This is a genomic window from Paenibacillus sp. EZ-K15, assembly GCF_002573715.1.
GTDB lineage: Bacteria > Bacillota > Bacilli > Paenibacillales > Paenibacillaceae > Paenibacillus_AQ.
Genome location: NZ_PDHM01000027.1, coordinates 103,154 through 117,106, shown reverse-complemented (window position 1 = coordinate 117,106; position 13,953 = coordinate 103,154). Strand labels below are relative to the sequence as shown.

15 protein-coding genes are annotated in these 13,953 nt (G+C 45.0%); all 15 read left to right on the top strand.

Features of this window, described 5'->3' with window-relative positions:
• Positions 1 to 4: 4 nt before the first annotated feature.
• The 15 genes from CRG97_RS30245 to fliD all read left to right on the top strand — a co-directional run bounded on the left by CRG97_RS30245 (position 5) and on the right by fliD (position 13,952).
• Positions 5 to 727, top strand: coding sequence for a response regulator (locus CRG97_RS30245; RefSeq protein ID WP_076324006.1), 723 nt, complete (start codon positions 5 to 7; stop codon positions 725 to 727).
• 352 nt (positions 728 to 1,079) lie between these two features.
• A complete protein-coding gene (locus tag CRG97_RS30240; protein ID WP_098749206.1) occupies positions 1,080 to 1,502 on the top strand; it encodes a hypothetical protein in 423 nt (140 codons plus the stop codon).
• Between the two features lie 447 nt (positions 1,503 to 1,949).
• A complete protein-coding gene (locus CRG97_RS30235) occupies positions 1,950 to 3,848 on the top strand; it encodes a helicase-related protein (protein ID WP_098749205.1) in 1,899 nt (632 codons plus the stop codon).
• A 658-nt stretch (positions 3,849 to 4,506) separates the two neighbouring features.
• On the top strand, positions 4,507 to 5,214 hold the full coding sequence (locus CRG97_RS30230) for a ComF family protein (RefSeq protein ID WP_237566621.1): 708 nt from the start codon (positions 4,507 to 4,509) through the stop codon (positions 5,212 to 5,214).
• 113 nt (positions 5,215 to 5,327) lie between these two features.
• The gene (locus tag CRG97_RS30225; RefSeq protein ID WP_098749203.1) at positions 5,328 to 5,738 is read left to right on the top strand and encodes a TIGR03826 family flagellar region protein; all 411 of its coding nucleotides are present in this window, start codon (positions 5,328 to 5,330) and stop codon (positions 5,736 to 5,738) included.
• Between the two features lie 87 nt (positions 5,739 to 5,825).
• Positions 5,826 to 6,122 (top strand): flagellar biosynthesis anti-sigma factor FlgM, encoded by a 297-nt coding sequence (gene flgM / locus CRG97_RS30220; protein WP_098749202.1) that lies wholly within the window; start codon positions 5,826 to 5,828, stop codon positions 6,120 to 6,122.
• A complete protein-coding gene (locus tag CRG97_RS30215) occupies positions 6,119 to 6,619 on the top strand; it encodes a flagellar protein FlgN (RefSeq protein ID WP_098749201.1) in 501 nt (166 codons plus the stop codon). The genes flgM and CRG97_RS30215 overlap by 4 nt, the downstream gene beginning before the upstream one ends.
• Positions 6,620 to 6,646: 27 nt before the next feature.
• Complete coding sequence (gene flgK, locus CRG97_RS30210; protein WP_098749200.1) at positions 6,647 to 8,209, top strand: flagellar hook-associated protein FlgK; 1,563 nt, start codon at positions 6,647 to 6,649, stop codon at positions 8,207 to 8,209.
• Between the two features lie 15 nt (positions 8,210 to 8,224).
• Positions 8,225 to 9,121: a flagellar hook-associated protein FlgL gene (gene flgL / locus CRG97_RS30205; protein WP_098749199.1), complete on the top strand. Its 897-nt coding sequence runs from the start codon at positions 8,225 to 8,227 to the stop codon at positions 9,119 to 9,121.
• A gap of 14 nt (positions 9,122 to 9,135) precedes the next feature.
• Positions 9,136 to 9,702 carry a DUF6470 family protein gene (locus tag CRG97_RS30200; protein WP_098749198.1) on the top strand — a complete coding sequence of 189 codons (567 nt, stop codon included), beginning with the start codon at positions 9,136 to 9,138 and terminating at the stop codon, positions 9,700 to 9,702.
• A 51-nt stretch (positions 9,703 to 9,753) separates the two neighbouring features.
• Positions 9,754 to 10,176, top strand: coding sequence for a flagellar assembly protein FliW (locus CRG97_RS30195; RefSeq protein WP_098749197.1), 423 nt, complete (start codon positions 9,754 to 9,756; stop codon positions 10,174 to 10,176).
• Positions 10,173 to 10,397: a carbon storage regulator gene (locus tag CRG97_RS30190; protein WP_237566620.1), complete on the top strand. Its 225-nt coding sequence runs from the start codon at positions 10,173 to 10,175 to the stop codon at positions 10,395 to 10,397. Before CRG97_RS30195 ends, CRG97_RS30190 begins: the two co-directional genes overlap by 4 nt.
• Before the next feature lie 111 nt (positions 10,398 to 10,508).
• Positions 10,509 to 11,312 carry a flagellin N-terminal helical domain-containing protein gene (locus CRG97_RS30185; RefSeq protein ID WP_098749195.1) on the top strand — a complete coding sequence of 268 codons (804 nt, stop codon included), beginning with the start codon at positions 10,509 to 10,511 and terminating at the stop codon, positions 11,310 to 11,312.
• An 85-nt stretch (positions 11,313 to 11,397) separates the two neighbouring features.
• Positions 11,398 to 12,447, top strand: coding sequence for a glycosyltransferase family 2 protein (locus CRG97_RS30180; RefSeq protein WP_161952977.1), 1,050 nt, complete (start codon positions 11,398 to 11,400; stop codon positions 12,445 to 12,447).
• Positions 12,448 to 12,476: 29 nt separating this feature from the next.
• On the top strand, positions 12,477 to 13,952 hold the full coding sequence (gene fliD / locus CRG97_RS30175) for a flagellar filament capping protein FliD (protein ID WP_161952976.1): 1,476 nt from the start codon (positions 12,477 to 12,479) through the stop codon (positions 13,950 to 13,952).
• Position 13,953 lies beyond the last annotated feature (1 nt).

The following is a 13,953-nucleotide window of genomic DNA, read 5'->3' as shown; positions in this document are numbered from 1 at the left end:
TCGGATGGAACATTTGGAGAAAGAGAACGCGATTATTAAAGTATTATTAGCGGATGACCACCAGCTGTTTAGGGAGGGTCTGAAGCGTATACTGAATATGGAGGACGACATTGACGTTATCGGAGAATGCGGCGATGGAATTCAAGTGCTTGAGTTCTGTAACGAAGTGAAGCCGGATATCGTGCTGATGGATATCAACATGCCCACCGAAAATGGCGTTCAAGCAACTGAGAAACTACGTGAAATGTTTCCTGAGATCAAAGTTATCATTCTGTCGATTCATGACGATGAAAGTTATGTTTTTGAAACGCTCCGTAAGGGAGCAAACGGTTACCTCCTGAAGGATATGGAAGCCGAGTCACTGATTAATGCGATTCGTTCGGTACATGAGGGATATGCATTTATCCATCCGAAAGTTACGGGTAAGCTCATTCAACAGCTCCGCCGAATGACTTATGTAAACGAAGCAGGCGCTATGGCTGAGGGCGGTTCGCGTGAGGCTGGAGTCAAGTTTGTGGCAGGCGAGAATAACCCATTGACAAGGCGCGAAGCGGAAGTGCTTAGACTAATGGCCGAAGGCAAGAGCAACAAGATGATAGGGGAATACCTGTTCATTAGTGAAAAAACTGTAAAGAACCACGTCAGCAGCATTTTGCAGAAGATGGAAGTGGACGACCGTACGCAAGCGGTTATCAACTCGATCAAATATGGCTGGGTGACGTTGTAATCGCCGATCCGAATGCACGGACGCGTCTTACATAGGGAGGGAACTGCCAAGGGCGGTTCCTTTTTGTTATAGATATAGAATTTATAAGTTATCAGCGGAGCTGATGAAATTCTATATCGCAAGAAAACCTACCTTTGAATCGCGGTCGCTCGTCCTTGAATTGGCCTCGATAGAGGTTTTCTTATGATTGTAGGGTTTTCGCGGTCTGTCTTCCGTGAAAGAACATCGATCGATGTTCTTCTTATAGGGTTTGAGCCGTTCCCATCAAGTATCGTGTGGGCCCTGGTTACATAACTGTCACCGTACCCTTCTGATCAGCATATATTGTTGATAAGAGAAGGAGGTGAGTCTCATGGTTGCCCAATTGCTGTGGATACTCGCGGTGTACGGGATTGCTGTTGCTCTGATTCATATCGTGCATGCCCGTCATCTTAGAAGAGCCGGTGAAGGCACGGAGCGGCGCAGGCATTATGTGCTGATCACGTCCAACCATGAGCGGCAGGTGGAATGGTATTTGAGAGCCCTTTCGTGGTATGCCCTGCTGAGCGGGACGCGCGTGCGTGTCACCGTCCTTGATGATCAGTCGTACGATGATACGCTGAAGATTGTCCAGAGATTGACTCATTTGTCCGGAATTGAACTGGTATATGGGACTTGGAAGTCCGATGACTCGGCATCTCGGGAAATGGATGCCGGTCCGAATGAAGAAGAAGTGATACGGATCGATCTAAGAAACCCGATGGAGGCTGTTCGGATTCCATATGTACAGGGTTAAACATCAGCAAGTTGTTTTGGTTACCAGGTTGGTATTCATATTGTTAAAGGCGTGAAGCACACTCCTAGCGTAAGCGAAGGGTGTGTTTTTTGTGTTCCTTGGAAGGAGAGTGGCTATCTAATATCAAAATGTGCTTGTTCTTACTTTGTCTACAGCTGAAACTCGCTGAACCTCCTGCATTCAACTCCGTTCTTGTTTCCATGTGATTCTCTGTCCCTCATAGCGGTACTTGTACCCGACTAGGAGAAGTGGGAATAGGGCGGTTAAATTAGGGGTGTGACAGATTTCGACATAGGGCATCGTGAGAAGGATCTATTTCATAATGTAATGGTCTCGGCATGAAGTTGATGAGCTGTAGATATGAAATCTTGAAACATGTGCTTCTTAATAACATACCAGCACTTGGCCTTTTACCATCTTATATGTCTCGATATTGGAGTTGATGTCATGAAGATTGCCATATATGCCATTCGAACATCTGAGAAATGGAAGTGTTGTCTCTCGCTGGATATGCGGGTGGATTTTCAATGGTGGTATGGAGTGAAACGATGGACGGATGAGAAAGCCAGCGTACGCTCATTGGTGCTGTTATCAACACAAGTTCCATTAGGATGGGCCGTTGTCATTCAAGAGAGATTTCGATCCAACCAAGACATGGATCAATGGGGGAAATCGGAATGGCAGAATTATTTGTACCAGAGCTTAAGTTCGTTCTTACTACAAGAGCCTGAAGGAAGCAAATCACAATCGAGCGTTTTGTTTACGGAGATTCAGCTGTTGGACGGATCGTATGTAAATTCCGTTATTGAAAAGAGGAACGTGGCTGAGGATTGGGCTTTGTTGATGCAGCAGGCAGAGCTGCTGATTCAGTGCATGGCAGGACGAGCCTTGCTTGCCGGCGAGGTCGAGGCTTTGTTGGCGGAGGTCGCCGGGGACACCAGCGACTGGCGCTCCGCGGCCCAGCTCGGCGTCCTGCTGGGCCGCCTGCGTTTGGAAGCGGGGCTGGCACAGCCAGCCCCGCAGGGTGCGCCCGGCTGGCTGCGCCGCCGGGCCGTGGCCCTCCGCTGCCGGCGATGCGGCAGCGAGGCCCGAAGCCGCACGGCATGCGCCGCGTGCGGCTCGGCGGCTTGCGCCTATTGCGAGGCCTGCCTCGCGATGGGGCGCAGCCGCGCCTGTGCCCTGCTGCTGCATGGCGCAGCAGGGTCGGCCGTGCGGGGCACGGCCGGGGGTTCCCCCACCGCGGCCTTGGGCCGATGGGGGCTTAGCGCAGCACAAAGCGCCGCCGCTGGCGCTGCGCTGCGGTTTTTGGCGGAGCCGCCCGCAGGGGGCTCCGCGGGGCCCGCCCGGTTTCTCATCTGGGCGGTGACCGGTGCCGGAAAGACCGAAATGATCTTTCCGCTGCTGCAGTCTATTCTGGATGCGGGTGGGCGCGTGCTGGTTGCTGCGCCAAGACGGGACGTGGTGCTGGAGCTGGCACCCCGCTTATCCAAGGCTTTTCCAGAGGAGACAGTGATCACGCTCTATGGGGGGAGTCCGGACCGATGGAAGCGGGGGAGCATCACACTGGCAACGACCCATCAACTGCTGCGTTTCAGGGGAGCTTTTGACCTGGTCGTGATCGATGAGATTGATGCGTTCCCTTATCATAATGATCCGATGCTGGATCACGCGGCCAAAGGAGCTTGCAAATCAGGGGGAAAGTATATCTATCTGTCAGCCACTCCACCAACACCATTACAGCGTGAGGCAGCTGCAGGCCGATTGCCGCATGTCAAAGTCCCCGCACGCTTCCACGGCCATCCATTACCCGTGCCGCAAAAGCTGAAAATCTCGATGGTGAGCCGCTGTCTACAGGAAAAAAAGCTTCCCCCACCATTGGTTCGCAGTTTGAGCGAATCTCTTACCCGTGGTGCTCAAGTGTTCCTGTTTGTTTCCCGCATCAAGCATATTGATCCTATTTTGGGGCTGCTTCGCAAGGCTATTGCGGGTATGCCGATTGAAGGGACTTCATCCATCGATCCGGAACGGGCAAGCAAAGTGATGTCCTTTCGAAACCGTGAGATTCGCTTACTTGTGTCAACGACCATTCTTGAACGAGGGGTAACGGTTCCGAAGAGTGACGTGTTTATTTTGGATGCAGACAGTGAGCTTTTTGACGAAGCTGCGTTGATTCAAATGGCCGGCCGTGCGGGCCGATCCAAGGATGATCCGGCAGGACGGGTGGTATTTGCTGCGTCCCAATGGACTCGGAGCCAAAGCTCGGCAGTCCGGCAAATCAGGGCGATGAACCGAATCGCACGTAAAGGCGGGTATTTACGATCTGTTCAGGAATTGTCGAATGACTAGGGGGTTGAGTTTAACATGATATTTAGTGTTAGCTCTCATAGACTCTCATAGCTCTCATATACTCCCTATGGCTCTCTCATAGCTCTCTCATAGCTCTTATAGACTCCCATAAGTTCATGAAACCTCATGGAGCCTCATAATTCTTCATATAACTCCTCTATCGCAAACGATTGTTAGATGAAACAGCCACAAACGAATGATAGAAGGAACAGCGATAAGGCTGGAAAATGTAGTAATGGAATTGGCGATCAACTGGATGCTCAGCTTTAAGAGGTTTGAGTGATTGGGTTTCATCGGAACATGAGTTTCTATCTAAGATACATATAAATATTCAATCAGGAATCATTTTAACACTCTCAATTTAGTTGAGAAAAATATTACCAGGCATATATCGGCAATCGCGGCAATGGTTGTGCGATATGCACGCGCTGTATGATTTGTACTCTTTTTATTTCATTGAACGCTGTCTTTAATCTACCTCTCTGAGAAAGGAAGGAGCATATATTTGATACCAAATGTCTTTAGTCATCTGCTCGGGCATATGCAACGTTTGCTCAAACCGATTGACGAAACCTGCCTCACTTGTGGAAAATTAGGTTCATTCACCAGGGAACTTCCGGGAATATGCCGTGCCTGTTATCGGAATATCCCCTGGATTATGAAACCTAAATGTTGGCGATGCGGGCGGGGAATCGGCTGTCCGGATTGTATTCGATCAGGCATGAACGAGCGGAGATTTATTTTAAACCGGAGTGCAGTAACCTATGATACGCAGATGAGAGAGTGGTTGGCCCAGTACAAATATAGGGGGAATGAGCGTTACGCTCCTCTCTTGATAGAAATGATGTTACGGGCATACACGCTGCTCCATCGGGAAGCGAACATCCATTTGGGCAATAAGGGGTCACGGAATTCTGGCAACATACCATGGAGTATACACGCCGTCACTTCGGTTCCGGTAAGTGAGGAAAGGCTCCAGGAGAGGGGGTTCAATCAAGCGGAGGTGCTCGCACAGGGGCTTGCGCTTAGAATAAAGGCGCCTTGTGTTCGACTGCTGGAACGTAGACGTCACACGGATAAACAGAGTTTCAAGAGCCGGATGGATCGGCTAAAGGACATGGAGGGTGTTTTTGGTGCGTTGCAGGATGCACCCGATGTACTGGGGTCCATAAGCAACCAGGCCGTAGAGCATGCTCGATCTCAAGTGGGGACATCACGGATCAAAGGACCTTTCCGTATATTATTGGTAGATGATATCTACACAACCGGGAGTACGATTAACGCTTGTGCTCAGGTTTTGCGGAGATATGAATCCATTGTAGAAATGCCCATCGAGATCTATAGTTTAACCTGGGCTCGTTCGTAAATGATTAAAATAGGAAAAATGTGTGGATTCTATTACCGAATGATAGACGTAAGGCCTAAGATAATGTAATCTAGGGGTATTAAAGGTTCTATGTGGCATGGAGGTTGTTGAGCATGAATCTGGGGAATTGCCCTCGGTGCGGCAAGTTATATACGGTTAATATTCGGGAATTATGTCCTGATTGCATGAAGGTTATTGAGAAGGAATATGAGAAATGCGCAACCTTTCTTCGTGAGCAAAAAGGTGCAACGATTCATGAGGTATCTGAGGCTACGGAAGTATCTGTGCGGCAAATTACGAAGTTCATCAAGGAAGGCCGGATCTCGATTGCGAACGCGCCAAACCTGGCGTATCCTTGCGAAGTATGCGGAACGTTGATTCGTGAGAGCAATATGTGCGAGTCCTGCCGGACGCGATTAACGAGGGAGCTAAGGCAGGCTGCTGCTGGCGACCAGGAACATCAGCCTGGGTCCAGAAAAGACAGAGAGACTTACAGTGCAGTCGATAAACTGCGCAAATACTAACTTTTGAACTATTAACAATGTTTCATATCCGACCGATAAACTTAGTAAAGCTTATCGGTCTTTTATTTTAAGTGAGGTGAATAGGGCGTGAAGATTAACGAATCGGGACGTGTGAACGGCATCAATTCGTATCAACGGAATATTGAATCTCGGGAGATGCAGCATATCGATAAGAAGAAGCGCCGCAAGGATGAAGTATCAATCTCCTCGGAGGCGATGGAACTGAGTGCACAGAGTAAAGTACAGGATCCGGAACGCGCGGAGAAAATTCAGCGTTTGAAGGAATCTGTAGCTAATGGTACTTATGAAGTGCCAGTCGACCGTTTGGCAGACAAATTGCTCCCGTATTTTCAATCCTACAATAAATCAGGTGAGTCCAAGTGAGTGTACAGAATGTCATTTTAGCGATGACGAAGTTAAATAATGTCCATCTTGAAATGATAGACGTCGGTAAAGAGAAACAAAAGGCAATCATTGATAATGATTCTTCTAACTTGACTCGACTGATGACAAATGAAAATCGGTTGTTAAGACAGATGAACGAACTGGAACAGCAGCGCGTGGAGCAAGTGAATTTTTTCTTACAAGAAAAAGGGATCCGCTCCCAATTAAATCTCAGCGTAACCGAGCTATCGCGACTTGTATTTGATCCGAACGAAAAGCAAGAGCTTATGCAGATCCGTGATAGCTTACTGAGCAACGCCGTGATATTAAAAAAACAGAATGAATTAACAACCCAGTTGCTGGAGCAGTCTCTACATTTTATTGACTTCTCTTTAAATATAATTGTCGGTGTGGATGAGGAAATGATCTATAAGAAGCCTACGGACACCCCACCTGCACTTTCGAATAAAAACAATTTTTTTGATGCCAAAGCGTAAGCGTGGCACTTATTAAGGAGAGAACACATGGTATCTACATTTCACGGGATTGAAACCGCGAAGCGCAGCCTTTTCGCTCAGATGGCAGGTATGAACACTACCGGACATAACATAGCAAATGCTAGCACTCCTGGTTATTCACGGCAAGTTGTAGGTTTGATCGCTTCACGTCCGCTGGCTATGCCAGGAATGTATAATTCAATATCTCCTGGCCAACTGGGCACAGGTGTTGAGGTTAGTTATATCAAACGTGTAAGAGATCAGTTTTTGGACCAACAATACTGGAACGCAAATCGCTCACTTGGTGATTGGGAAGTGCAAGCAGGGACACTTTCTAAGTTGGAAACGATTTTTAACGAACCTTCTGAATCTGGTTTGACAACGGTTATTGATAACTTTTGGAAAGCTTGGTCGGAGTTCAGTAAGGACCCCGAAAACGTAACTTCAAGAAAAATCGTTAGAGAAAATGCTTTAGCGATGGCGGAAGCCTTTAACGAAACCAGTAAGAAAATAACGGATATGCAAGCTGATTTGACTCAAGGGATTAACGTGAATGCAGATCATATAAATACACTGACCACTCAAGTGGCGCAGCTGAATTATGAGATTAATCGCATTGAGGGTTTTCGTGATAATGCCAATGATCTTAGAGATCAACGCGATCTCATCATTGATGAATTATCCCGTATGGCTAATGTAGTAGCGGTGGAAGAAGAAACAGGCTACCGGGTTACTGTGGGTGGGCTTGAACTTGTCGCCGGAGACGCTGCTGTCCCTGTTACTCCTGCTCAATTAGAGACGGCCTATGCTAGCAATGGGCTAAATAGTGGAGAACTGTTCGGTATCATTAAATCCAGAGATGGTATCGTGAAAGATTACTTGGACCAATTAAACGAGTTGGCCAATACGATAGCTAACGGTGATGTAAGCATTACGATTCCGGCAGGTTCGGTACTTCCTGAAGGAACAGTGTTAAATGGAGTAACCTATAGCGGAACCACAAGAACGTTAACTGCGGATACAACAGTAACTGTCAAAGGTTTAAATGGGCTTCATAAACTTGGGTATCTATTTACTTCACCCGCTCAGGCTGCGGGAGACTTCTTTAGCTCGAAGGGTGGTGGGCCTATAACGGCGGCCACATTTAGTGTTAATAACGCCATTGTCCAGGATCCTAACAAAATAGCTTCTTCACTGCGAGTTGTAGCAGGCGCTAATGGTGATGAGGTAGTCAAAGGAAATAATACACTCGCTTTGTTGATGTCTCAATTGAGAGAGCGTCCGTTCGCATTTAACTCCATAGCAAGTAACAATGGAATAACAACAGGTACAGTAGACGATTATTACCGGGCTGTGATGGGGCAGTTAGGCGTCCAGAGCCGAGAAGCGTTAAGACAGCAAGATAATAATCAGCTGCTAGTAGATCAGGTTGATTCCAGAAGACAATCTGTAAGCGGAGTTTCTTTGGATGAAGAAATGTCGAACCTGATCAAATTGCAGCATTCTTATGGAGCTGCTTCCCGTTTTATGACCACTGTGGATCAAAACCTTGATAAAATCATTAACAGCATGGGAGTCGTAGGTAGATAGAGGAGGCGATAGTTCATGGCTTTACGCGTTACACCAGGTATGATGAACCTGCAGATGATACGAAATATTAATACGAATTTAGTGAGAATGGACGGCAACATGAATGTGCTTTCTACAGGCATGAAGTTAAACAAGCCGTCTGATGATCCTGTTGGGATTACATATTCATTAAGATATCGGAGCGAATTGTCGTTTAATGAGCAGTTTCAAAAAAATGCCGACACGGCCCTTTCGTGGTTAGAGTATACAGACACAGTGATAGGTCAAGTCAATGAGATTTCTCAACGTGCCAATGAATTGATCGTTCAAGCAGTCAACGGCACAAATCCGCAAGAGGCATTAAATGCTGTAAATACAGAATTGAACCAGATTTACGAACAACTCGTATCTTTGGGAAATAGCAAATTTAATGACAAACATATTTTTAACGGACAGTTAACCGATCAGGCGCCTTATGATGAAGCTCTCGCTCCTACACAAGTAACGGATACACACGGGATCACTTATAAATTTACCGAGGGGGCTTCGCTTACCATTAACGTTACAGGCCAAGACGTTTTTGGCGAGCCGACGGATGCGGATAATCTATTTGCAGTTTTGAAGAGAGTCCAGACAGCGCTGGACACAAATGATAAAGCTGCTGCTCAAGCAGAACTAGGCAATTTCTCCAGCAGAATTGCTAAGCTGAATGAAGCAAGGTCGGAGATTGGAGCCAAAACCAATCGGGTGGAACTTATTAGTCAGCGTCTTGGTGATCTTGAAATGAACCTGACTTCTATGCAGTCTAAAGTCGAGGACGCGGACTATGCTGAGACTATTATGAAGTTAAAACAAGATGAAAGCGTGTATCAAGCCTCGTTGGCAACGAGTGCTAAGATTATGCAGATCAGTCTCCTGGATTACCTCAGATAGTTAAGGAGGGACAGATGAATTTACTGCGATTATCTATCCGGCAAACCTACGCTAATATAGGAATGGAATCCCGCCAGGGGCAGTTCCAAATGAAATCCCCACAGGGGGAGTTAAATATTGAGACAACCCCTGCTGCAATGGAGGTACAAAGGGTACCGGCTGAATTGACTATTGATAGCTCAAAGGCATGGATGGCTTTGGGCAAAGGAAATCATTTGGAGTGGTTACAGATGGTTTCCTCCCAGATGGAGCAACAATTTCTGATGAATGTCTCAAGAATCGTGGACGAAGGTAACAGATTAGCCCAGTTTACTAAACCGGGAAATTCGATTGCAGACATTATGGCACAGAGAGTTCAGGAGAAACCGAGCATTGAATACAATGGCGCGGCTTCCACTGATAATGTCAGTGTTCATTATACACCTGTTGATCTGCAGATGAGCTGGTCCATGCATCAAACTAATGTGAATTATTCGCCCAATCGCCCTGAGGTTACCTATACACCTGGGGGAGTAGACACTTATATAAGAAATCAGAATAGCCTGAAAATTTGGGTTAGCGATTATGATCTATATGGTTGATAATGAGACTATAGCTTCTGAAGCTGTAGTCTTTTTTAGGAGGTTTTTAGAATGTTGGAGAAGTTCAATAACATGCAAATTTCATTTCAAGGAAATATTCTGGGTTTTAATCATTTAAATAGTTTTCGACTAGAGTCGATCGAAGGCACTCCTTTTGCTTACATAAAGAGTGAGGAGGACGAGAATATTTCCTTTTTGACGGTAACTCCATTTCACTGGTATCCAAACTATTCTATACAGTTAAATGAATCTATGAAAAGTACACTGCATTTGGATCAGGCAGAGGATGCCCTGATTCTGAATATTGTCACAATGAAGGGAACGTTGGAGGAGTCAACATTAAATCTTGTAGCTCCGCTAATAGTAAATGTCTTAAACGGCAAGGGGACTCAATATGTTCTTCAGGAGAACAAGGGCTATCGAACGAATGCTCCTTTGATTACGGATAAGTCAAATGGAATGGAGATGAAATGATGCTTGTACTGACAAGAAAGAGAGGTCAATCCATTCTCATTCAGAATGATATTGAGATTTATATCTCTTCTATAGATGGAGAGAGTGTGAAGATCGGCATTCGAGCTCCAGAAGATGTTGTTATCTTAAGGAAGGAATTAGTTGAGGAAGTAAAGGCAAACAATATGGAAGCCACCAATGCAAAACTTGATCCTAACCTTATAAAAAAAATAAAAAAATAAAAAATGCGAAATATAATATAAACTATTCTAATTTGATTCCGATATAGATAATGTAGGACGAAGAGCCTACTTCACAAGGATGTGAATTATAAACTCAAGGAGGAATAATCAATGATTATCAACCACAATCTTAACGCGATGAACTCTCACCGCAACCTGACGTTCAACAACATTCAACAGGGTAAATCTTCCGAGAAACTGTCTTCCGGTTACCGTGTAAACCGTGCTGCTGACGATGCTGCGGGCCTCTCGATTTCTGAGAAAATGCGTTCCCAACTCAAATCGATGAACCAAGGTATGCGTAACGCTCAAGACGGCGTTTCTCTTGTGCAAACTGCTGAGGGCGCTATGAACGAAATTTCTGACATGCTGACTCGCATGAAGGAACTGGCAACTCAAGGTTCTTCCAGCACGTACAACGCAAGTGACTTGGCAGCAATGGATGCTGAATATCAAGAACTGGCTACTGCAATCGGTGAAATCTCCACGAACGCTGAATTCAACGGAATTAAGTTGCTGAGCAATACTGCTACTCTTAACATCCAATTGGGTGGAACTGCTGCTGAAAAAGTTGAAATTGACATGAGTAAAGCCGACATTAGCGGACTTGCTTTTGGTGGCTTGACTGCGCAAACTGCAGCTGTAGCTGAACTTGCTGTAATTGACACAGCAATCGGAACTGTTAACGAAGCTCGTTCCGCATTGGGTGCGTTCCAAAACCGTCTTGAGCATATGTACAACAACGTGGGTACAACTGCAGAGAATCTGCAAGCTGCAGAATCCCGTATCCGTGATACTGACATGGCTAAAGAAATGATGAACTACACGAAATTCAATATCTTGCAACAAGCTTCTACTGCCATGTTGGCTCAAGCTAACCAAGCACCTCAAGGTGTACTGCAATTGTTGCGTTAATTGGATGAGCTTTAAGTCCAGTAGGAGTCCACTGAATCAGTGGACTCCTTTCTTATAGGAGAGAATCATGAGGATATCGATATGCATGATCGTCAAAAATGAAGAACAATACATCGGGTCTTGTCTGCAGAGTCTTCCCGGCGACATTGAAATTGTTATCGTGGATACAGGTTCCACAGATCAAACAACTGAAATTGCCGAATCATATAGTAACGTTCGTTTATACCACTATACATGGGAAGAAGACTTTGCTAAGGCGAGAAATTACTGCCTCTCTAAGGCAACGGGCTCTCATATATTTGTGTTGGACGCGGATGAACATTTTCAAAAAGGCACATACGAACAGATATTGAATTATGTGAAACAAAACTCACAAAAGCCCGCTGCCGTTATGATTCGGAATATTGACGACTCTCACGAGTTTACCCGAGTTCATCGTATGGTTCGGTTATTTCCTAATCATGAGAAATATAGATTCCATGGTCCTGTTCATGAAGTGTTATATAATGATCAATCGATCGCTTCATTTGAAATGGGCGAAATTATGATCGATCATTACGGTTACAATCAGTCAAACTATAAAGAGAAAAAATATGATTTGTATCATTCGTTGTACCAAAAACAACTTCGGGTGAATTCAACGGATGGCTATATGTGGTACCAGCTGGGTAAATTGCATGCTTCTGTTGACGAACTTGAAGGAGCATGCGAGGCATTTATACAAGCCGTTAAATTCATGATTGCTCCAACTTTATCCCATGCTGCTATGGTTGTTGAATTCGCTAAAGTGCTGCGTAAAGCCCAACTGGTTGAGGACGCCATCCAACTATTGGAAATCAACCAAAATCATTATTCCGATTACTCGGATTTATGGTTTCAGCTTGGTTTGCTATATATGGACGCTGGCCGAATGGAGCTTATCCCCATTGCCTTTAAGCAGGCGATTCAAATTGGGGAGTCTGGGAAATATGCGACAATCGAAGGTGCAGGTTCATTTCTCGCAGCCTATAATTTGGGCGTGTTTTACGAAGTAACCGGGAAAACAGAGGAAGCCTTAGTGTACTACAATATAGCTAAACCTTATGAACCTGCGGTTCTTCGAGCTGATATTGTTTGTAGAGGAGTGATCGAATGACTATACGTATATCGGGGATGTCTTCCGGTATGAATATCGACCAATTAGTAGCCGATTTAATGAAAGCGGAAAGAATTCCGCTGACAAAAAAGACTCAAAAGAAGACTACCACTCAATATAAAATGGATCTTTATAGGGACGTAAATGCTAAATTAATGGCACTTCGAGATAATATTAATAAAATGCGTTTCAGCACCGATTTTTCCGGAGTCAAGGCTACTTCATCAAACGAAAATGCTGTAAAGGTAAGCGGAAGCAACCCGGGTAAAGTGACAACGACGATTGAAGTCAAGAATTTGGCGACGCAAGCGACTAAGAAGAGTGCAGACAAAATCACAAACGGCAGTGGTCTTGATTTAAGCAAATCGTTAGAGAATAATGCGGGGAACTTTCAAACTACCCCAACTCTGAATCCATCATCGGGTACTGCGAGCTTAGCAATGTCGATTAATGGTGTAGAAATCACATACAGCAAGGATGATACGCTTCAGAGCATCATTAATAAAATCAACCAGTCGAGTGCTGGAGTTGCATTGAGTTACGATTCTGCTGCAGACGAGTTTGTTTTCCTTTCCAGGGAGACTGGCAAGACTGCCAAGATTGACGCACGGGATACAGAAGGGAATTTTCTTGCGGCAATTAAGATGGACAACAATGTCAGCCAAGGAAATGATGCTAAGGTTGTAATCAATGGAATAGAATCTGATCGTTCGAGTAATTCGTTTACCCAGGATGGAGTTACTTATACCCTTTTACAGCAAACAACATCAGCAGTAACAATTATGAATAATAGCGATACTGATGCAGTAATAAACAAAATCAAGGAGTTTGTTGGTATCTATAACGAGGCAATAACGTTAATTCAAAAATTAACAGATGAAAAAATCGCTAGGGGATACGATCCATTAACAAGTGATCAGAAGAAGGAAATGAGCGAGGATGATATCAAAAAATGGGAGGTTATGGCTAAACGAGGGCTTCTTAGAAATGACTCTCTGCTTGAACCATTTGCCCGGACAATGCGTTCTTTTTTGTCCCAGCCTATTCCTGTCGGAGGAACGACGAAACTATCTCCAATGGATATCGGACTTGGAACAACAGCCTATGCTGGGAATGCAAAAGATTTTTCGGCTTCAGGTGGGAAAATCGTGCTGGATGAGGAAAAATTAAGAAAAGCAATTGAAGCAAACCCTGGCCAAGTGGAGACGATGTTTACACTTGCTTCCTCTAATGGCGGAGAAGAAGGGTTATTCCAAAAGATGTATAAGAAATTAAATACAACGATTGGGGAAATCACCAAAAAGTCCGGCAGTATTGGTGGTTCCTATAACGATATCAGTTCAGAATTGGGCAAGCAATCCAGTGAAATGGAGTTAGAAATCAAAAGACTTGAAGATAAGCTGATCAAGAAAGAGGACAATTATTACAAACAGTTTGCAGCTATGGAGAAAGCAATGGCATACAGTAATAGCCAATTAAATTTCCTGATGCAAAATATGGGATAAT